Annotated in this window: 17 protein-coding genes; 7 read left to right on the top strand and 10 right to left on the bottom strand. The window is 59.9% G+C overall.

The window, feature by feature from the left end; genetic code table 11:
• Window positions 1–27: 27 nt before the first annotated feature.
• On the bottom strand, window positions 28–816 hold the full coding sequence (locus ALP40_RS10215; protein ID WP_122208158.1) for an alpha/beta fold hydrolase: 789 nt from the start codon (window positions 814–816) through the stop codon (window positions 28–30).
• A 14-nt stretch (window positions 817–830) separates the two neighbouring features.
• On the bottom strand, window positions 831–1,754 hold the full coding sequence (locus ALP40_RS10210) for a LysR family transcriptional regulator (RefSeq protein WP_122208157.1): 924 nt from the start codon (window positions 1,752–1,754) through the stop codon (window positions 831–833).
• 67 nt (window positions 1,755–1,821) lie between these two features.
• On the opposite strand from ALP40_RS10210, the gene ALP40_RS10205 reads away from it, so the two are divergent.
• The gene (locus ALP40_RS10205; RefSeq protein WP_122208156.1) at window positions 1,822–2,136 is read left to right on the top strand and encodes a 3-phosphoglycerate kinase; all 315 of its coding nucleotides are present in this window, start codon (window positions 1,822–1,824) and stop codon (window positions 2,134–2,136) included.
• Between the two features lie 142 nt (window positions 2,137–2,278).
• On the top strand, window positions 2,279–2,878 hold the full coding sequence (locus ALP40_RS10200) for an FMN-dependent NADH-azoreductase (RefSeq protein WP_122208155.1): 600 nt from the start codon (window positions 2,279–2,281) through the stop codon (window positions 2,876–2,878).
• Window positions 2,879–3,094: 216 nt separating this feature from the next.
• Here the strand turns inward: ALP40_RS10200 and ALP40_RS10195 are convergent, their stop codons facing one another.
• Both ALP40_RS10195 and ALP40_RS10190 read right to left on the bottom strand, forming a co-directional pair.
• Window positions 3,095–7,927 (bottom strand): M10 family metallopeptidase C-terminal domain-containing protein, encoded by a 4,833-nt coding sequence (locus ALP40_RS10195; protein ID WP_122208154.1) that lies wholly within the window; start codon window positions 7,925–7,927, stop codon window positions 3,095–3,097.
• Window positions 7,928–8,265: 338 nt separating this feature from the next.
• Complete coding sequence (locus ALP40_RS10190; protein WP_122208153.1) at window positions 8,266–9,000, bottom strand: SDR family NAD(P)-dependent oxidoreductase; 735 nt, start codon at window positions 8,998–9,000, stop codon at window positions 8,266–8,268.
• A 227-nt stretch (window positions 9,001–9,227) separates the two neighbouring features.
• Here ALP40_RS10190 and ALP40_RS10185 point away from each other — a divergent pair, with 227 nt between their 5' ends.
• A complete protein-coding gene (locus ALP40_RS10185; RefSeq protein WP_122208152.1) occupies window positions 9,228–9,800 on the top strand; it encodes a DUF1349 domain-containing protein in 573 nt (190 codons plus the stop codon).
• 26 nt (window positions 9,801–9,826) lie between these two features.
• Here ALP40_RS10185 and ALP40_RS10180 read toward each other — a convergent pair whose 3' ends face one another.
• From ALP40_RS10180 to ALP40_RS10170, 3 genes are all read right to left on the bottom strand, one after another.
• Window positions 9,827–10,141 carry a hypothetical protein gene (locus ALP40_RS10180; RefSeq protein WP_122208151.1) on the bottom strand — a complete coding sequence of 105 codons (315 nt, stop codon included), beginning with the start codon at window positions 10,139–10,141 and terminating at the stop codon, window positions 9,827–9,829.
• A 16-nt stretch (window positions 10,142–10,157) separates the two neighbouring features.
• A complete protein-coding gene (locus tag ALP40_RS10175; protein ID WP_122208150.1) occupies window positions 10,158–10,394 on the bottom strand; it encodes a hypothetical protein in 237 nt (78 codons plus the stop codon).
• A gap of 110 nt (window positions 10,395–10,504) precedes the next feature.
• Window positions 10,505–11,767 (bottom strand): mechanosensitive ion channel family protein, encoded by a 1,263-nt coding sequence (locus ALP40_RS10170; RefSeq protein ID WP_122208149.1) that lies wholly within the window; start codon window positions 11,765–11,767, stop codon window positions 10,505–10,507.
• A gap of 373 nt (window positions 11,768–12,140) precedes the next feature.
• On the opposite strand from ALP40_RS10170, the gene ALP40_RS10165 reads away from it, so the two are divergent.
• Entirely contained in the window at window positions 12,141–13,256 is a 1,116-nt protein-coding gene (locus ALP40_RS10165) for an XAC2610-related protein (RefSeq protein WP_409077512.1), read from the top strand.
• A gap of 4 nt (window positions 13,257–13,260) precedes the next feature.
• Here ALP40_RS10165 and ALP40_RS10160 read toward each other — a convergent pair whose 3' ends face one another.
• Entirely contained in the window at window positions 13,261–14,154 is an 894-nt protein-coding gene (locus tag ALP40_RS10160) for a LysR family transcriptional regulator (protein WP_122208148.1), read from the bottom strand.
• A 158-nt stretch (window positions 14,155–14,312) separates the two neighbouring features.
• Between ALP40_RS10160 and ALP40_RS10155 the strand changes: the two genes are divergently transcribed.
• Both ALP40_RS10155 and ALP40_RS10150 read left to right on the top strand, forming a co-directional pair.
• Window positions 14,313–15,512, top strand: coding sequence for an MFS transporter (locus ALP40_RS10155; protein ID WP_183136026.1), 1,200 nt, complete (start codon window positions 14,313–14,315; stop codon window positions 15,510–15,512).
• 45 nt (window positions 15,513–15,557) lie between these two features.
• Entirely contained in the window at window positions 15,558–16,586 is a 1,029-nt protein-coding gene (locus ALP40_RS10150; RefSeq protein ID WP_122208147.1) for an alpha/beta hydrolase, read from the top strand.
• 47 nt (window positions 16,587–16,633) lie between these two features.
• On the opposite strand, the gene ALP40_RS10145 is transcribed toward ALP40_RS10150, so the two are convergent.
• Window positions 16,634–16,987, bottom strand: coding sequence for a cyclophilin-like fold protein (locus tag ALP40_RS10145; protein WP_183136025.1), 354 nt, complete (start codon window positions 16,985–16,987; stop codon window positions 16,634–16,636).
• A gap of 522 nt (window positions 16,988–17,509) precedes the next feature.
• Here ALP40_RS10145 and ALP40_RS10140 point away from each other — a divergent pair.
• Window positions 17,510–18,385 (top strand): carboxylate/amino acid/amine transporter, encoded by an 876-nt coding sequence (locus ALP40_RS10140; protein WP_122208145.1) that lies wholly within the window; start codon window positions 17,510–17,512, stop codon window positions 18,383–18,385.
• Between the two features lie 163 nt (window positions 18,386–18,548).
• Here ALP40_RS10140 and ALP40_RS10135 read toward each other — a convergent pair whose 3' ends face one another.
• Window positions 18,549–19,196 carry a tetratricopeptide repeat protein gene (locus tag ALP40_RS10135; RefSeq protein ID WP_122208144.1) on the bottom strand — a complete coding sequence of 216 codons (648 nt, stop codon included), beginning with the start codon at window positions 19,194–19,196 and terminating at the stop codon, window positions 18,549–18,551.
• Window positions 19,197–19,376 lie beyond the last annotated feature (180 nt).

Below are 19,376 nucleotides of genomic sequence, written 5' to 3'. Positions count from 1 at the left end.
GTTTGTGTGCAATGACCTGCGCGTGCTTCAGACCCCGCTGCTGGCGATGAATTCCAGCAACGTGCGATTGAAGTCCTCAGGCTGGTCCAGCGGTGTGGCGTGGCGCGAGTCTTCGATGACCACCAGCCGGGCGTTGGCAATGTGTCTGACATAGGCTTGCTTGAGCGACACCGGAGTGTAGTCGTGATCGGCGGCTATGATCAGGGTAGGGCAGGTGATGCGCGAAAGCTTGTGCTCCACGCCCCAACCGACGATGGCATCGAAGCTCGCCAGGTAGGCTCGCTTGTCATTACGGCCCCAGCGCTCGGCCATCTTGCGCCGCAGTTCCGCTTGCTCGGGCTTGGGGAATAACAGTTTGCCCAGCGCCTTACCCATCGCCTCCATGCTGACCAGGCGCGACAGCGTCCAGCGTCTGGCCCACTGCCAAACGTCACTGGGGGTTTTGATCTTGACCTGTGGCGCGCTATTGACGATGCACAGGCTTTTGAGCAAGTGCGGATGATCGACCGCCAGTTGAAAGCCGATCATCCCGCCCATCGACAGCCCGACCACATGCACCGGCCCCAGCCTAAGGTGCTCGATCAGCGCTTCGACGTCGCCGCTCATGCCCTTGATGCTGTAGCGCTCATGGGGTTTGTCCGAGCGACCATGACCGCGCAGGTCCATCACGATCACGCGGTACTGCGCGGCCAGCGTCGGGATCTGGTATTCCCAGTCCTGGCAGCTCGACCCCAGGCCGTGCAACAGCAGGACCTGCTCGCCCTGACCGTACTCTTCGTAGTGCAGTGAACACTCGTCATGCTCGAAGAACGCCATGTGCCTACTCCCTGTCAGGCTTGTTGAGGGGCTGCGAACGCGGCAGTCAGCGGCGCGGTGTCGAAGGTGCGGATGAGGTCGATCAGAATCTGCGTAGCCGGGCCCAGCGGTTTGTCTTTGCTGGAGTAAAGATAGAACGAAGGATTGCGGCTGCCACCCCGGTCCAGCGGCAGTATTTTGAGTACACCTTCCTTGAGTTCGCGTTCGATCAGATGTCGGGGTAGCCAGGCAAAGCCTAATCCGCTGCTAACGAAGGTTGCTGCCGTGGCCAGGCTGCTGACGGTCCAGCGCTGCTCCGCACCCAGCCAGCCGACATCGCGCGGTTGCTGTCGGCCTGAGTCACGAATCACCACCTGCAACTGGCTTTCCAGATCCTGAAACGTCAGCTCGCGGTTGGCCTGATGCAAGGCATGCTCGGGATGGGCAACTGCCACGAATTCCACCGCGCTCATTTCCGCGCCCAGATAACCGGGAATGCTCAGGCCGCTGATGGCCAGGTCCGCTACGCCTTCGAGCAGCACTTCCTCGACGCCTGACAACACCTCTTCGCGCAAACGCACCCGGCAGCCCCGGCTCTGGGGAATAAACGCGGCCAGCGCACGCACCAGGCGTGCCGAAGGGTAGGCGGCATCGATGACCAGGCGTACCTCGGCTTCCCAGCCTTGCTCCATGTGGTGGGCCAGGTCTTCAAGTTGACTGGCTTGTTTGACCAGTTGGCGAGAGCGCCGCAACAGCACGCCGCCAGCCTCGGTCAGCACCGCCTTGCGCCCATCGATGCGCAATAGCGGTACGCCCAGTTGATCCTGCATGCGGGCCACGGTGTAGCTGACGGACGACTGCGAGCGGTGCAAAGCCTCGGCGGCCTGGGCAAAACCGCCATGATCGACCACCGCTTGCAGGGTGCGCCATTGGTCGAGCGTCACGCGGGGCGCTTTCATGCTGTAATTCCTCTTCTCTTTCCTGTCGGTTGTTCTACTCTGACACCCCCGTTCTGGAGACTGCCCAATGAACCGAGTGTGCTGTGCGTTGCTGGCCATGCTGCCGTTGACCGCCTTTGCCTACCCCATTGAAGTGGAAAAACAGTACCAAGGCGTGAAGATTGATTACGTCACCCACGACATCGATCAAGACATCGGTTCCATCTCGGTCAACAATTTCGGTGACGTGGATGCCAAGTGCTCAGTCGTGTTCGTCAACGGTCCTGAAGCGCCCCGCACGAGGCGCGTTCAAGTGGCCGCAGGCAAAAGCGCGGAGGTGACGGCCAAGTTCAACCGCAGCATCATCAAGCTGCGCATCAAGCTGAACTGCCAGCCTGCCTGAGCCGCTTGAGAGTAGAGGGCTGGTTTGTATAAAACAATTTATTAGATGGATTGAAGCAGGTATTTGCGCTTTTTCATCGATAACGTCACGTTTAACCTCTGCGCCATCGAACATACTCATTTCGTTCAATGGAGCATTGTCCATGTCCCGCTTACTCGTCATCGAAAGCAGCGCCCGCCATCAGGATTCGGTTTCGCGTCAATTGACGCAGCAGTTTCTCAGCCAGTGGCAGGCCGCCCACCCGAGCGATGAAGTGACCGTACGCGACCTGGCCACGCATCCCGTTCCGCACCTGGATGAAACCCTGCTGGGTGGCTGGATGAAGCCTGCCGAGCAACGTAGCAATATCGAGCAGGCCGCGCTGGATCGTTCCAACACCCTGACCGATGAGCTGATCGCCGCCGACGTGTTGGTGCTGGCTGCACCGATGTACAACTTCGCGATTCCCAGCACGCTCAAGGCCTGGTTCGACCACGTGCTGCGTGCCGGTGTGACGTTCAAATACACCGAAACCGGCCCGCAAGGCCTGCTGACCGGCAAGCGCGCCTTTGTGCTGACCGCTCGCGGCGGCATCTACACCGGCAGCAGCCTGGATCATCAGGAGCCCTACGTGCGTCAGGTGTTGGGCTTCATCGGCATCCACGACGTCACCTTCATTCACGCGGAAGGCCTGAACATGGGCGGCGATTTTGTCGAGAAAGGCATGAACCAGGCGCTGGCGAAACTGGCTCAGGTGGCTTGATAGATCACTAGGGCAGGCTGAAGCGCGCGCGTGAGAGGGCTCACCACGTCTTCGGCGTAGCGCCGTTGATCGCTTTCGCGGACAAGTCTGCTCCCACCAGAACGTGCTGCTCTTTTGTGGGAGCGGACTTGCCCGCGAAGAGGGCCGTTTGTCTGCCGCGAGTGTGGCGGTTTAAAAATGGCTTTCGCGAGCGACGCAGGGTTATGCCCGTGCCGATCAGACAATCACGTCCGCAGCCTGCAAGCTTTGCACGCCCGTTAGCTGGATTTCGAAGTCCGGTGCCACATCGTCATTGAGATTGCCGTACAGCACGCCATCGGCAAAGCGCAGCTCTCCAGTGGTGTTGGCGCTGAAAGCGGCGTTGCCGATGAACACGAACGCATCCTTTGCATCGGTATCCGGTCGGGCGTCGATGGCAGAGAAGTCCAGCATGTCGCCTTCGGCGGCCTTGAAGCCGTTGATGACATCGCGCAGTACATCCAGACCCATGTCGCGGCTGCTGTCGAAAACATAGCGATCGGCCCCGGTGCCGCCTGTCAGCGTGTCCGTGCCTGAACCGCCGATCAACACATCGTTGCCTGCTCCCCCCGACAACGCGTCGTTGCCGTCGCCGCCGCGCAGAATGTTGGCGCCCTTGTTGCCCGTCAACGCGTCATCGAACCGGCTGCCAGTCAGGTTTTCGGTGAACTTGAGCGTGTCCAGTCCCGAGCCGCCGGTGGCTTGTTGGGCACTGGTGTTCAGGGCGACCGTCACCCCTGCGCTGGCAAATGCATAAGACACCGTGTCGTTGCCGTCGCGGCCATCGAGTACGTTGTCGCCCGTACCGGCGTACAGCACGTTATCCAGCCCATTGCCGATGGCGTTGGCGCTACCGCTGCTGCTGATCGCCAGGTTTTCCAGGTTCGCACCCAGGGTGTAGCTTGAAAGGGCGCTGTACACGGTGTCCGTGCCGCCGACTTGGGCATTGGCGTTGGTTTCGATCACCCGGTCGCCCACGTCATCCACGTAGTAGCTGTCCGAACCGTCCCCGCCGGTCAGCAGGTCGGCGCCCATGCCGCCGTCGAGGAGGTTGGCGTAGGCATTGCCGGTGATCACGTTCTTCAGCGCATTGCCGGTGCCATTGATGGCCGAGACGCCCGTGAGCAACAGGTTTTCCACGTTGGCGCCCAACTGCCAACTGACAGATGCCACAACCGTATCGATCTGTGACGGTGAGTCGTTGCTCTCGGTGACGGTATCCAGAGCGTTATCCACCACGTAGATGTCATTGCCGTCGCCGCCGCCCATGTCGTCCGCACCCTGATCTCCGTCCATCGTGTCATTGCCCGCGCTGCCGACCAGCGTGTCGTCGTCGGCCGTCCCGAAAATGTTGCCGCCTTCGTTCTGGCCGCCTTCAAAAATGGACGCAGGATCGTTGTTGTCGCTGGCGTCGCCCCTGAAGCCTTTGTCATCAGCGATGAAGTCGGCCAGCCGCTGGCCCACGATCTCGGCGGACTCTTCATGCAAGTGCCAGACGTCGTCGGGATAGACCAGCGGGTTGACCTCATGACGCAAGGGCAGGTCGGTGTAGTCAACGGCCAGTTTCACATCGCCGCGCTCGTTGGCGATGGCTTCCTGTGCGGCACGCACATAGCCTGTGCCTTCGACAATGGCGTTGATCTTGTCTTCGCTGTAGCCACGCGCCTTGGCCGCCTCGGTCTGGTAATGGCCGGTTTCCATCATATACACCGTGAAGTCGCCCACCTGCGCATGCAGATAGTCAAAGACCTTCAGGGTCGACGCCTTGTACAGCTCGGCGGCGGCCTGCTTGTCGGTGGCGCGGCCGATTTCCTGAGCGGCTTCTTCGCCTTGGCCCCAGATGATGCCCGTGGTGACCTTATCGATTGCAGAAAGCGACGCCATTTGCGTCTTCAGCAACTCGGTGGCGCGCAGCAGGGCCTGGCCCGGCTGGTCGGTGTCCGTCAGCCACCAGGAAACCCGCTGTTCTTCCGGGCTGCCGGTCGAATAGCCGACCACGGTACTGCCGCCGACTGCCAGGTCGATGCCGACGCCGTTGGCATCGGTGAACTGGCTGCGCACGTCGTAATCGGTGTACCGGGTCAGGTCCTTGACCATTTCGGAGGTGCCGGACTGGTTGTCGTCTTCGGTCATGCGCATCAGTCGTGCGTTGGACTGACCCAGCGTCGGCAGGTACAAAATCTCCTGTGGCGCGCGCTGGCTCAAGACAAAGTCGGTATCGCTCAGGCTGTTGAGCAGGTTGCCGCTCAAGGCGATTTCGAAGCGATTGCCCTCGGCATCGGGGGTTGCGGACTTGATATAGGTCTTGTCACCCGCTTCGTTCAGGGTCATGTACAGCGTGTGATTCTCGCCGTTGCCCAGACCCAGAAAGCCCAGTGCAGACACATCGATCCGATCCTGACCGGGTGTGAAGTCATAGATTGTGTCAGTGGCCGTCAGCCCGCCTGCGTCGTAGTTGCGGTAGCTGTCTGCGAGGCGGCTGTACACGAACGTATCGGCACCTTCACCGCCGTACAGTGCATCGCGGCCCAGGCCGCCAGTGATGACGTCCGCACCGGTGTCGCCGCGAACCGTGTCATCGCCGTCCAGGGCAAGGATCGTGTCGTCGCCCTCGGTGCCATACAGCGACTCGGCGTTTTCGGTGCCGGTCATGATGCCAGGCGCGACGTTACCAACGGTGATGGCAAAACTGTCGGCCACCGAGGCGCCGGTCGCGTCGCTGGCGGTCAGCAGCACCGAGTAAATACCAGACGCCGTACCGCCTGGCGTGCCGCTGAACGTCAGCGTCTTGCTGTCGAACTTAAGCCAGTCGGGCAGGGCGCTGGTATCGGCCAGGGTCGCGCTGTAGGTCAGCGTGTCGCTGTCCGGGTCGCTGAAGCTGCCCGGCTGCACGGCATAGGAAAACGCGGTCAGCTCGCTGACGTTCTGGTCCGCCAACGGTGTGTTGAGCGTGGGGGGCTGATTCGCGGAGGAGGCGCTGGAAAAGATGAAGTTGGATGCGCTCAGTGTGTCGATCAGGTTGCCTTGCAGAGCAATCTCGAATCGGTTGCCTGTGGTGTCCACGGCATCGGTCTTGATGTAGGTCTTGCTGCCGTCGTCGTTCAGCGACAGGTAAATGGTATGCCCGCTGCCATCACCCAGCCCGCGCAGGCCGATGCCGGACAGGTCGATGCGATCCTCGGCTGCGTTGAAATCGGTCAGGGTGTCGCTTTGTTTGGGGCCGCTGGCATTGTAGTTGCGGTAGCTGTCCAGGCGCGAGTTGTAGACGAATACGTCTGCACCGGCACCGCCGGTCAGCAGGTCGGCGTCGGCCCCACCGTTGATCAGGTCGACACCTGCGCCGCCGTCGATGCGGTCTGCGCCTGCATTGCCGTTGATCACATCATTGCCGCCAGTACCGGTCAGTGTATCCCCGCCCTGAGTGCCTTCGATGACACGCTGAAAAATGAAATGGCTGCCATTCAGCGTGTCCTTCAGGTTTCCGCTCAGGCCCAGTTCGAACCGATTGCCGCTGGCATCAGCGTCCAGCGATTTGATGTAGGTACGGTCAGTGGCGGTGTTGTAACTGATGTTCAGCGTTCCGTTCTTGCCGCTACCCAGGCCGCTGAAACCTAGATTCGCCAGGTCGATGCGGTCCTGGCTGATGTCGAAATCGGTGATCAGATCGACGGCGCTGGTGGTGGCGGTGCGGTAACTGTCGGTGGCGGCATCGAAGCGGAACGTGTCGGCGCCTGCGCCGCCAGTGAGCTTGTCGGCTGCGGCGCCACCCACCAGTATGTCATCGCCCGCAGCGCCATTGAGGGTGTCTTTGCCCGCAAGGCCGAACATCAACTCGTTCGCAGCGCCGCCGTTGATCACGTCGCCAGCTTCAGTGCCCTGCACCGGAATCAGCGGAAACGCATCGCCTGCAAAGCTGCCGTCCCCATAGATCAGCGTCAGGCCTTTGCTGGTGTGGCTGATGGTGTTGCCCACGACGCTGTTGCGGTCGGTGCCGTCCTCGTTGCGCTCGGCGACGCCGTAGGTGGACTGGTCGCTGCCGGTGATCAGGTTGCCGCGAATCAGGTTGTCGCTGCCGTTGAAGTACTTGCCCGACACACCTGAGGTGTCGTCGTAGGACTGAATGATGATCTCCGGCACCGACGCGCCGAGCGAGTTGTGGCTCAGCACATTGTCGACCAGATCCACGCCGGAACTGCCGTAGATACGCACGCCTGCGCTGGCGTTGTCGTGGATGTTCACGCCGCTGACCGACACGTCGGTGGACAGCTTGATCAGTACGCCTTCCGCGCCATTGCCGTACACCTCACCGCCGGTGATGGTGATGTTGGCGGGTGAAGGGATGTTCTCGCTGCCGCGCTGCACCACGATGCCGGTGCTGCCGTTGCCGTAGGCAGTGTTGTTGCTCAGGGTGAAGTCATGGGTGCTGGTCACCACGTTGAAGCCGTGGCGATCGTTGTTATAGGCCACGTTATTTTCGAACACGCTGTCGCTCAGGTAGTCCGCCACGAAGCCGTCCAGGCCGTTGCCGTGGGACACGCTGTTGCGAATCACCATATTCACGGTCTGCTCGTGCGGGTCAAAACCGTACCCTGAGCAATCCTTGATTTCGACGCTGTCCAGCGTGACGTTGGAGTCTTTGCCGGTCGAGCCCGGGATGTAACCGTTGAACCAGCCATCCACCTTGCCGGTGGTGGCGTCACGGTTGCCATCCAGTGTCAGGTTTTTCATGCCGAAGTCGTGGGTTTCTTCGCCATAGGCCGAGCGCACGATACCAGTCACCTTGGTGTCCGAGCCGTCCGCCAGCTTGATGGTGGTTTCGCCCATGCCAGCCCCTGACAGGGTGATGTTGCTCTTGAGCATGAGGCAGCCATCGGAAGGCTCCTCGCCGCCCGAAACGACATACGTCCCGGCGGCCATGACGACCTCGCCCCCTCCGGCGGCGGCTGCCGCATCGATGGCTGATTGCAGTGCCGCTGTATCGTCCGTGACGCCGTCGCCCAAAGCTCCATAGTCTTTTGCATTGAATATCATGGGATTACTCCAGGCGACGAAGATTTGGAAATGAAGTGAACATTGCAGCGCCCGGAGAAATCAGACCTTGGTTTCTAAAAAAGTTGCGTGATATGGACTATATTTTCGTCGAAGTGGGGCCTATCTACGTCAATATAGTGGCCGTCGTATTTATGGCGGAGCACTTTTCAAGTGTCGACAGATTGGCGTCAAAAACAGGATGGCGGACAGCATCCGTTTTAATCGCAGGTGTCGGGAGGGGAAAAGGGTGAGATGCGCCCCGTTAATGCGGGTGGGGCATTGCCGGCACTCGTCGAGCGACTGTGCCGGGTTTTGTTGCGTGAGGCCTGAACGATGAATCAGACGTGCTGCCCGCCATTGACGTGAATTTCCGCACCATTCACGTAAGACGCGCCACTGGTGCAGAGGAAGTAAATCAGCGAAGCGACCTCCTCAGGTTTGCCCAGGCGGTGCATGGGCACCAGTCGTTCAACAATTTCCGCCGTACCGGGCGACAGGATGGAGGTGTCGATCTCGCCCGGCGCGATTGCGTTTACCCGCACTCCGTGTGGCCCGAAGTCATAGGCCATTTCTCGGGTGAGCGCCGACAGTGCGGCCTTGGACGTGGAATAGGCGACCCCGGCAAAAGGATGCACTTTGGAGCCAGCAATCGACGTGACGTTAATGATGCTGCCTTTGGCTGCCTTGAGTTCGTCGAACAGGCCGCGAGCCAGCAGGGCAGTGGAGAACAGATTGACGTTGAACACTTTTATCCAGGTGCTGTAATCGGACTCCAGTACGCCCATGCGCGCACCTTCCGGGCCTTTGGGTGACACCCCGGCATTGTTGACCAACGCGTCGAGACGTCCTCCCAGCTTGTCCTTGATCGCTGCCATGTTGGCACTGACGCTGTCGATGTCTTCCAGATCCAGATGGATATGGTTGAGCAGGCCTTCGGCCCAGGGGCATTCAGCGACCCAGTTCTGACGCGATGCTGTGAACACCTGCCAGCCGGCTGCGTTGAAATGCTTGACGGTGGCATGACCGATGCCCCGGCTTGCGCCTGTCAGTAGCAGTGTCTTCTTCTCGCTCATGGTTACCCCCTTTTTTGGATGATGTTTTCAGGCTGTTGGAATGAGCCGGATGAGCCAAGCTGTTTGGCTCACTGCGTCCATATAACGGGCATGAGCCATCAGAATGAAGAGCGGGCGCAGGCGACTATACAACATGATCTATCAGAGTCCGGTTGCAATATCATCCCGGCAAAGCTGCTACCGTTGCGTCATCCGCATACCCTGACTTTGCCGTGAAGGAGACTGTCATGTTCGAGAAAGGTCATTGGTACAACGAGCCGAAACAGTGGCATGCAAACGATGAAAATCTGAGGGTAACCACTGACGCTGCCACCGATTTCTGGCGTGAAACCCATTATGGCTTCTGTCGCGACAGCGGACATTTCCTTGGCGTGCCAGTCTCCGGTGCATTCACGGCTCAGGTCCATGTGCAAGGCAACTTCAAGACGCTCTACGATCAGGCGGGGCTCATGGTCCGTATTGATGAGCGCAACTGGATGAAGACTGGCGTCGAAGTCAGTGACGGCGCGCTCATGCTGGGCAGCGTGCTAACCCGAAACCAATCGGACTGGGCCACCGGGCAGTTCGACGAATCAGCGTCCGGCCTGTGGTTGCGGGTCACGGTGGACGAAGGCGTGATGCGAATTCAGCACTCAGCGGATGGCGTACGCTGGCCGTTGTTGCGGCTGGCGCCGTTTCCAGTGGGCGCGTGTTCAATAGGTCCGATGTGCTGCAGTCCGGAGCGAGGCGGGTTGGAGGTGGTGTTTTCCAGCTTTCAGGTGGGGCCACCGTTGGGGAAGGGGTTGCATGATCTGACGTAAGGCGCAACCGACCCAAGCATGTTCGTTCAGGACTGGGTCGACCTATACCACGCCGCATAGGGCGTGTTGTCGACCTTGTGCCTGTTGAAGTCCGGCGCGCCATCTTCCCACCAAACCGGTCCGCGCTCGCCAAGCGCCACTTTGGCCGCGTCGACCTCCGCTCTGGCCTGCTCGAGCTGTTCAGCATCGCCTGACGCTTTCGCGGCTTTCACAGCCCGCCGCGCATCCATGAGGGCGTTCACAAGCCTTTGGCGTTCGTCCTCCTCGAGTGAGGGATTCGAGCAGCGCCACAGTTGTCCTTTGACGACAAAGTAACGTCCGTCAGGGGTTGTCGGGTTCATGCACTGTGTCCAGGCCTCAGGCGGGTTTTTCAACGACATGGATCTGCGTCAATCCCACTAACTGAGCCTTGGCCAGAACTTCATTCGCAGTCGCATCGGCGTTGGGCATCATCAGGCTGTTCTCCGCATCGCCAAAATGCAGCTCAAGCAAGTGAAGGGCCGCTTTGTGAGCAGGCAGTTCAGGCTGATCGAGTTTCAGCGCGTGGCTGCGGGGCTCGTCATTGAAGAGGTAATCAAGGAGGTAGTCGGGCATGTTCGAACCTCGGGACGGGAGAGGGCGGTTAAGCATCCTGACTGGAGGGTCGGTCCGGTAGTTCAGTGGGATAGCCGCATGTGTGTTACGCCACCGACCCTCTAGCCATCTTAATCCTCTCCACCCCCACCCAACGCCACCCGCATGTCCGCGCCACTCGGCTGCTGATACAGACTCAAGCCAAACTCCGGCATCACCGCGATCAGGTAATCGAAAATATCCCCCTGAATCCGCTCGTAATCCACCCACACGGTGGTGCGGGTGAAGCAGTAGATTTCCAGCGGGATTCCCTGGGACGTGGCCTCCAGTTGCCGGACCATGCAGGTCATGCCGGGATTGATCTCAGCTTGGCTTTTCAAGTAGGCGAGGGCGTAGGCGCGGAAGGTGCCGATGTTGGTCATGCGGCGGCGGTTGGAGGAAAGTTCGGCGACATTGCCCTGGGCCTGGTTCCAGGCGCGCAGCTCGGCCTGTTTACGGCCGATGTAGTCGGTCAGCAGGTGGACTTGCATCAGGCGTTGTTCTTCATCGTCGCGCACGAAGCGCACAGCGCTGGCGTCGATGAACAGGCTGCGCTTGATGCGTCGACCGCCGGATTGCTGCATGCCGCGCCAGTTGCGGAACGACTCGGACATCAGTCGCCAGGTCGGGATGGAGACGATGGTTTTGTCGAAGTTCTGTACCTTGACCGTGTGCAGGGTGATGTCGACCACATCGCCGTCGGCCCCGACTTGCGGCATTTCGATCCAGTCGCCGACGCGGAGCATGTCGTTGCTGGTCAGTTGCACGCTGGCCACGAAAGACAGCAGCGTGTCTTTATAGACCAGCAGAATGACCGCCGACATCGCGCCCAGACCGGACAGCAGCAACAGAGGGGAGCGGTCGATCAGGGTGGCGACGATGATGATGGCGGCGAAGATGTAGAGGATCATTTTCGCCAGTTGCACGTAGCCTTTGATGGATCGGGTGCGGGCGTGTTCGGTGCGGGCGTAGATGTCCAGCAGGGCGTTGAGCAGCGTGCCGATGGTCAGGGTCATGAACAAAATAGTGAAAGCCAACGCGATGTTGGCAATCACGCCTTTGCCCGTTGCGCTCAGGCCCGGCACAAGGTTCAGACCGAACTGGATGACCACCGACGGCACGATCTGCGCCAGACGATGGAAGACCTTGTTATGACGAAAGTCGTTGAGCCAGTGCAAGGCAGGCTGACGACCGAGCATCTTCATTGAGTAGAGAATCAAAAAGCGCGCCGCGCGGCCGAGCACCAACGCGGCGGTAAGCAGCAGGATCAGGGCGAGACCGGTACGCACCCAAGGGTGCTGATCGAGCATACCCCACAGTTCCTGGGTCCTGAGCCAGAGTGATTCAATGTCCATACACCTGAAGATCCCGTGATCGAAGAGGGGCCGCGATTAAAGCATTAACGGGGTCGAGTAGGGCAGTGGATGGCAAATGGCGAAACATAATCGCTGGAGCCGAATGATGATCAGGCTGTGGGATACCCGCCACGTCTGTGATATAGCGCTGTCGCGCAGCAGGCACGGCACCGTAGGAGCGGACTTGTCCGCGAAGGCTGTATTTCAGCCACTGCCTATGCGCCGGGTCTACCGCCGTTTTCGCGGACAAACGGACCGCCGCCCGGTCCGACCCCACGAGCGTTCGGTTTGTCGAGCATCGCGCCGCGATATGACGCTGGCCATCAAAAAGATCTGAAGTAGACTCGCGGCATTATCAAACAGGGTGCACTTCATGCTGATATCGAAACCTCAACACGCCGGTTCATCGCGTGCGTTACGGGTGCTGGCGATGCTGTCCGGGCTGATGCTGTCGACGCTGGCCATTGCTGGCGACTCGCAGAAGACTTACGGCGAGATGGACGCGGCGGCTTTCGACAAGGCTGCCCGCAAGACTTACGCCCTGCAGGACTTCTCCGACCAATACCGTGCGACGGTGGAAGTGGCGACCACGGAGGAGACGTTTCGGCCCGGCGTCATCAGCGTCTACGGCAAGGCCAGTGCCACGCCACTGATCAAGGTGCAGTCCGATGAGCTGGTGCTTGATACCGATGCGAAAAGCGGCAAGGTCAAAGCCAACGTGCAAGAGCTGCCTTATGGCGAGCAGAGCGTACTGATCTACAAGGATTTCAACTTCGACGGCATCAAGGACCTGGCCTTGATGGACGGCCAGAACAGCTGCTATCACGGGCCGTCTTTTCAGGTCTTCCTTGGCACCGCGACGGGTTTCAAGCACAGCGACTCATTCACTGAACTGGCGCAAACCAATTGCGGCATGTTCGGGGTCGATGAGAAAAAACGCGAAATCAGCACCATGACCAAGAGCGGTTGCTGCTGGCACCAGATGGCCACGTACAGCATCCGTAACGGGGAGCCGTTCCTGGAGACCGAGACGGTCATCGATCACACGGGTGGCTCGGGCCTGCCGACTGAAACGGTCGGCGTGAACAAGAATGGCAAGATGGTACGCACCACCAGCATCGTATGGGACGAGGACGATCAGCGCGAGATTCTGCTGTCGTTCAAACTGGCACCTTCCGGCAAACGGGTGATGCTGTTCCGTTCAGGGGCTGGCGGTCAGGTGTTCTACGCGGCAGTCGATGCCAAGGATCAGGTCGGGCTGCTTTATCCGCAGGCTGAAACCGAGCGGTTTGACTACGACGCTGCCAGTCACGCCCTGAGCTTTGTGCGCGGCGACACCACGTATCGCATTCTGGGCGACGCGAAGGGTGCGCCCAAGAGTATGCAAGTGGTGGCCCGCGGCAAGGCGACCGACCTGAAATTGATGGCCGAGCCTGCCCAGGGTTCGCTCGACAAGGTGGCACAGGCCATCCAGGCCAGCGCCGAGTAATGGGTCAGCCCCGATACCTGATCGCCTCCATAAACGCCGTGAACGCGGGGGATGCCTGGCGGCGATTGGGGTAATAAAGGTGAAAGCCTTCGAAGTAGGGGCTCCAGTCGACAAGCACTTCCTTGAGCCGTCCGTTGGCCAGGTGCGGCTTGGCAAGAAAATCCGGCACATAGGCCAGGCCGACGCCATCCAGAACCGCATTCATGACGTGAATCATGCTGTTGGAGGTGAACTGGCCGTTGACCCGCGTGTTCAGCTTGCGACCGTCCTTTTCGAATTCCCAGGCATAGCAGTTGCCATTCGGTGAATGGCGGATGTTGATGCAGGTGTGTTGGGTCAGGTCTTGAGGGTGCAGCGGTGCGGCGTGCTTTTCGAAGTATTCGGGGGTGCCGACCACCGACAGGCGCCAGTCCGGCCCCAGACGCACAGCGATCATGTCCTTGCTGATCGACTCCCCAAGACGTATTCCCGCATCGAAGCGCTCGCTGACAATGTTGGTGAACCCGTAGTCGATGCACACCTCGACGTGAATGTCCGGGTACTGAGCCAGAAAGTCCGCGAGCATGGGGCGAATGATATTCTCGGCGGCGTCATCGGAGCACGTCACGCGTATCGTGCCGGCAGGCTTGTCGCGCATCTCGCCCAGCACCGCGACTTCCGTGGCGATCTGGTCCAGCAGCGGCCCTATGGTGTTCATCAGCTTTTCGCCCGCTTCGGTCGGCGCGACATTGCGCGTGGTTCGCGCTAGTAAGCGCACCCCCATTCTTTCTTCCAGCCCGCGAATGGTATGGCTTAACGCCGAGGCCGTGACGCCGAGTTTTATGGCTGCCTTGGTAAAGCTCTGATCCCGCGCCACCGCAAGGAAGGCTTGCAGGTCATTCAGTTTTGGTGTGCTCATTACTGAGTTTCTCTCACAATCGCATGGAAATTGCGGCGTCTAATCATCCTAATCCCTTTGCCCTAACCTGTGCTTCATATTTTTACAGTCCTCAGACTGGCGGCGAAATGCATGCCTCGCAGCCGCCTGTCGACCGTGTTCAGACAGGTCAGTGGTGCATGAAAACAATGGATTCAACGATAGGACACAACGCGGCTGCGGCTCATCCTCCCGCATGGGGCGCGGTCTTTTCGATGGCGCTGTGCGTAGTGGTGCTGATTGCCTCGGAATTCATGCCGGTCAGCCTGCTGACACCCATCGCGCAGGATCTGGGTATCAGTCAGGGGCAGGCAGGCCAGGCGATTTCCATTTCCGGTTTCTTTGCCGTGTTGACCAGCCTGCTTAACACGCCGCTGACCGGGCGCTTTGATCGCAAGAAGGTGCTGCTCGGTTTCAGCTTTTTATTGCTGGTGTCAGGTGTGACGGTCACCTTCGCGTCCAACGGCGTGGTGTTCATGGCGGGCCGTGCCTTGTTGGGTGTCGCCATTGGCGGCTTCTGGTCGATGTCGACGGCAACAGTCATGCGCCTGGTGCCCAAAGACTCGGTTGCCAAGGGGCTGGCGCTGATCAATGGCGGTAACGCACTGGCCGCGACCGTCGCCGCTCCGCTGGGCAGTTTTCTGGGCCAGTACATCGGCTGGCGCGGTGCCTTCTTTCTGGTGATCCCGCTCGCGGTGCTGGCCTTCGCCTGGCAATGGCTGAGCATCCCGGCGATGAGCCGTGCACAGAACGCCCGAGCGACCAATCCTTTCAAGCTGCTGCGCAACCCGCAGGTGGCCATCGGCATGCTCGCGATCATGTGGCTGTTCATGGGCCAGTTTGCGGTGTTCACCTACCTGCGTCCTTTTCTGGAAAGCATCACCGGCGTGAGCGTGACCACCTTGTCGATGATGTTGCTGCTGCTTGGCCTCTGCGGTCTGGCCGGGACCTGGATGATCGGCGCGCTGCTGCAAAAACGCCTTTACGTCTACCTGATCGCGATTCCGCTGGCGATGGCGGTGCTGGCCGTCGCACTGATTGCCATCGGGCATTCGCCTGTGGCCGTCGCCATCGTGCTCGGTGTCTGGGGACTTGTGGCCACGCCTGCGCCAGTGGCTTGGGGGTTGTGGCTCAGCCGCACGCTGCCCGACGACGCCGAGGCCGGTGGCGGCTTGATGGTCGCGACCATACAGATGGCAATCACGGTGGGAGCCGGTGTGGGTGGCGCGCTGCTCGACCATCTGGGCTGGTGGAGTCCCTTTGCGTTCGGCGGCGTGGCCTTGCTTGGTTCGGCAGTCTTTGCCTGGGCTGCGATGCGCACTGTTGGATTCAATGAATGAAGCAAAAAAGAACGTTCGTTTATCCCTCGACTCAGGAAAACCGCAATGAAGAAATTTCTATTGATGCTTGGGCTTTTAGTGGGCTCATATTCGGCAACGGGAGCAGATATGTCCAACGGTGCAGACAACTTCTACAAGAGCAGCACGCTCATTCAGCAGAAGGTGACATTCAATAACCAGTACAAGATGCGGGTGGCCGGTAATCTGTTCATTCCCAAGGGCTGGAACCCGGACGTCAAGGCACCGGCCATCATCGTCGGTCACCCAATGGGGGCGGTAAAAGAACAGAGTGCCAATCTTTACGCACAGAAGCTGGCGGAGCAGGGTTTCGTGACCCTGTCCCTGGACTTATCTTTCTGGGGCGAAAGCGAAGGCCGACCCCGTAACGCGGTGTCGCCCGATATTTACGCCGAAGACTTCAGTGCTGCGGTGGACTTCCTCGGCACCCAGACCTTCGTCGATAAAAACCGCATCGGCGTTCTGGGTATCTGCGGCAGCGGCAGCTTCGTCATTAGTGCAGCCAAGATCGACCCGCGAATGAAGGCCATCGCGACCGTCAGCATGTACGACATGGGGGCCGCCAATCGCGACGCACTCAATCATTCGCAGACGCTGGAACAGAGAAAGAAACTCATCGCTGAAGCTGCCGCGCAACGTGACGTGGAGTTTGCCGGCGGTGAGACCCGATACACCAGCGGCACCGTGCACGAAATTACCGAGAAGTCTCACCCGATCGAGCGCGAGTTCTACGATTTCTACCGCACGCCCCGTGGCCAGTATACGCCTGAGGGGCAGTCGCCCAAGTTGACCACCCACCCGACGCTGACCAGCAACGTCAAGTTCATGAACTTCTACCCGTTCAATGACATTGCCACGATCTCGCCACGTCCGATGCTGTTCATCGCAGGCTCCGAAGCGCACTCGCTCGAGTTCAGCCAGGAAGCCTTCAAGCTTGCCGGTGAGCCCAAGCAACTGGTGATTGTGCCGGGGGCCGGTCACGTCGATCTGTACGATCGGGTCAAGTTGATCCCGTTCGACACGTTGACCGAGTTCTTCAAAAACAACCTGAAGTAACGGCTCGAAGACCGAAAGCCCTGCTCAAAAGCAGGGTTTTTTTGCGCTCAATCTTTGATCAGTTCGAACCTGACGTTCAGCGGACCGGGTTGGCGGATCAGGTTCAGGTCCGATTCGAGCGTGCCCAGTTTTATGAGGCCCGGCGAGTATTTGGAGCCTTTGTGGAAGATCGCGATGTTGCCCCACGGCGCGTAATAGGCGAAGTCTTTGGCGGCTGGGGTGTAGCCGGACGGTGCGCCTTCGGTGGTCAGCTTGCGTGACAGCGTGCTGATCTTTTCGGTCGAGGCATAGTCTTCCAGAGCCACGTCGAGCGGCAACAGGGCGACGAAGTCTCGGGAGGTCTGATTGTCTTCGAGTTTGAACGTCAGGGTCTTGCCATTGGCGAGCAGTGCGATACGCATAGGGTGTTCTCGGGAGGCGTTCTGGTTCGTTTCAGCAAGGGCCGGAAGCGACATCAATGCAGGCAGCGCACTGACACACAGCAGGGCGGTCAGCCGTTTTTCAGAGCTACGAGTGAGCAGGGTTTTTAGAAGCATCGGGTTTAGGCCTATAGCGACTGAGGCGCGAGCAACGGGGTGGCGCCAAGCATAGGTCACTTGTTGCCGTTCATTACCTGGCTGGGCTTGCATGTGGATGTGAGCGTTGCTCAGTAATCGACCCGCGGCCGGCCTCATATCAAACAACCTGTGACTTGCTGGATAAATGCGATCGTATGGGAGCGGACTTGTCCGCGAAAAGACCGGTACCTCTGACGAATGTCCAGCGGTTGAAATACTGCCTTCGCGGACAAGTCCGCTCTCACCAGGTTTGCAGCGCGACAGCGCTACGTCATAGACGTGGCAGGGGCCCGACCTGCCGTTCTCCCTGTGGACAGCCCCGTCCGCAACCCGCTATGGTCGCGCCCTTCAAAAAAAGAGGCGAGCATGGGCTATCTACTTTTCGTGACGTTGATCCAGGCATTTTCCTTCAGCCTGATCGGTGTCTATCTGGCTGGCCACGTCGACAGCTACTTCGCGGTGCTGATCCGCGTCGTGCTGGCCGGACTGGTGTTCATTCCGCTGACCCGCTGGCGTCAGGTCGAGCCGGGCTTCATGCGGGGCATGCTGGTGATCGGCGCGCTGCAGTTCGGCATCACGTACGTCTGCCTGTACCTGAGCTTCAAGGTGCTGACCGTGCCGGAAGTGTTGCTGTTCACCATCCTCACGCCCCTGCACGTGACGTTGATCGAAGACGCCCTGAACCGACGCTTCAACCCGTGGGCACTGCTGGCCGCGCTGGTGGCAGTGCTGGGCGCCGGCGTCATTCGTTACGACGGACTGGACGGCGACTTCCTGGGTGGTTTCCTGTTGCTGCAACTGGCCAACTTCACCTACGCGGCGGGGCAAGTGCTGTACCGGCGTCTGGTGGTGCGCTACCCCAGTGACCTGCCGCACTACCGCCGCTTCGGCTATTTCTATCTGGGCGCGCTGGCGGTGGTGTTGCCTGCGTTTCTGGCCTTCGGCAACCCGCAACGTCTGCCCGAAGACCCGACCCAGTGGAGCGTGCTGCTGTTCCTCGGGCTGTGCTCGACTGCGCTGGGCATGTATTGGTGGAACAAGGGGGCCTGTATGGTTTCCGGCGCCACGCTGGCGGTGTTCAACGTCTTGCATGTGCCGGTCGGGTTGTTGATCAACCTGCTGATCTGGAATCAGCATGAGCCGCTGAGCCGGTTGTTGATCGGAGGGGTGCTGATTCTGGTGTCGCTGTGGATCAGTCGGCTGGGCGGGAAGCGAGATTCAGTGGCCGTTGCAGGTCATTAGCAATCTGGAAAAGTTCTGGGCCCCGTCCGTCTCCACGTCGCCTCTTAACCCCGCGGCCTTACGTAGAGCAACTGCATCAGCGCCTTGCGGTTGATTGCCTGATGGATGCGGTCCCAGCGCCCAAGACCGCACTTCAATGAGCAGCGGTCGCATGGCAACTTCGTCAGTCCAGCTTCTTGTTCACCTTGCCCAGCAGGGTCTGGATGTCTTTTCTGCGAGCGGTGTCTGCCAGTTCTTGGCCAGGACGGGGCGGGGCCTTCAAGGCCTTGTTGAGGGCGTCGCGGGCTTCAGCGTACTTGCTCTGACGGTACTGGTGGTCGCCCCAGAAGTAGAGCGGATCGATGCCGTTCGGGTCGATCTTCAGCGCTTGCTTGAGTAATTCACCGGCTTTATCCGAGTCGCCGAAGCCCAGCGGCCAGCCCGGTACGCGGTCGTATAGCACAGCAAGGCTGGTATAGGCCGAGCCTTGCTGTGCGGTGGGGTCAATGCTCAGGGCTTTTTCCAGATCGGCCTTGGCCTGTTTGGCTTTTTCAAGAGCACCGAGGCCCGGGCCGAGAGCGTTGGCCCAACTGCTGTTGACGATCCCTGACAAGATCCAGGCTTCGGCGGCTGTTGGACGGTCCTTCACGAAAGCGGTGGATTGCGTCGCGAGCTTTTCGAAGGCGGCCACACGCTGCTCCTCGGGCAGGTCGTATTGGATGCGCCGCCAGTCCTGCTGGATGGTGTCCAGGCGTCGCTGGTCGGGGGCATCCAACGCTGCCCATACAGGCAGACTGATCAGGCCTGCGAACGCCAACACGATTTTTTTCATAAGGTCTGTTTCTCTTCCGGGTGAGTACTGCTCAGACGACAAATCAAGGGTAGGCGTTTACGCAGGCTGCGGTCTACCAGCGTGGGCAAAAGGCTGCCCAGGCTCACAAAGAGGCGCGTCGTCCAGCTCGTTGCAGCGTTCGTCGATCACTGGGAAAGTGTTGGACATAGGCCCTGAAAC

The organism is Pseudomonas viridiflava (genome assembly GCF_003702045.1).
GTDB lineage: Bacteria > Pseudomonadota > Gammaproteobacteria > Pseudomonadales > Pseudomonadaceae > Aquipseudomonas > Aquipseudomonas viridiflava_C.
This window is presented reverse-complemented; position numbering and strand designations above follow the sequence as displayed.

Coding starts and splice junctions, on each gene's coding strand:
- ALP40_RS10215 (WP_122208158.1), bottom strand. CDS start 816: ATGGCGTTCTTCGAGCATGACGAGTGTTCACTGCACTACGAAGAGTAC.
- ALP40_RS10210 (WP_122208157.1), bottom strand. CDS start 1,754: ATGAAAGCGCCCCGCGTGACGCTCGACCAATGGCGCACCCTGCAAGCG.
- ALP40_RS10205 (WP_122208156.1), top strand. CDS start 1,822: ATGAACCGAGTGTGCTGTGCGTTGCTGGCCATGCTGCCGTTGACCGCC.
- ALP40_RS10200 (WP_122208155.1), top strand. CDS start 2,279: ATGTCCCGCTTACTCGTCATCGAAAGCAGCGCCCGCCATCAGGATTCG.
- ALP40_RS10195 (WP_122208154.1), bottom strand. CDS start 7,927: ATGATATTCAATGCAAAAGACTATGGAGCTTTGGGCGACGGCGTCACG.
- ALP40_RS10190 (WP_122208153.1), bottom strand. CDS start 9,000: ATGAGCGAGAAGAAGACACTGCTACTGACAGGCGCAAGCCGGGGCATC.
- ALP40_RS10185 (WP_122208152.1), top strand. CDS start 9,228: ATGTTCGAGAAAGGTCATTGGTACAACGAGCCGAAACAGTGGCATGCA.
- ALP40_RS10180 (WP_122208151.1), bottom strand. CDS start 10,141: ATGAACCCGACAACCCCTGACGGACGTTACTTTGTCGTCAAAGGACAA.
- ALP40_RS10175 (WP_122208150.1), bottom strand. CDS start 10,394: ATGCCCGACTACCTCCTTGATTACCTCTTCAATGACGAGCCCCGCAGC.
- ALP40_RS10170 (WP_122208149.1), bottom strand. CDS start 11,767: ATGGACATTGAATCACTCTGGCTCAGGACCCAGGAACTGTGGGGTATG.
- ALP40_RS10165 (WP_409077512.1), top strand. CDS start 12,141: ATGCTGATATCGAAACCTCAACACGCCGGTTCATCGCGTGCGTTACGG.
- ALP40_RS10160 (WP_122208148.1), bottom strand. CDS start 14,154: ATGAGCACACCAAAACTGAATGACCTGCAAGCCTTCCTTGCGGTGGCG.
- ALP40_RS10155 (WP_183136026.1), top strand. CDS start 14,313: ATGAAAACAATGGATTCAACGATAGGACACAACGCGGCTGCGGCTCAT.
- ALP40_RS10150 (WP_122208147.1), top strand. CDS start 15,558: ATGAAGAAATTTCTATTGATGCTTGGGCTTTTAGTGGGCTCATATTCG.
- ALP40_RS10145 (WP_183136025.1), bottom strand. CDS start 16,987: ATGCGTATCGCACTGCTCGCCAATGGCAAGACCCTGACGTTCAAACTC.
- ALP40_RS10140 (WP_122208145.1), top strand. CDS start 17,510: ATGGGCTATCTACTTTTCGTGACGTTGATCCAGGCATTTTCCTTCAGC.
- ALP40_RS10135 (WP_122208144.1), bottom strand. CDS start 19,196: ATGAAAAAAATCGTGTTGGCGTTCGCAGGCCTGATCAGTCTGCCTGTA.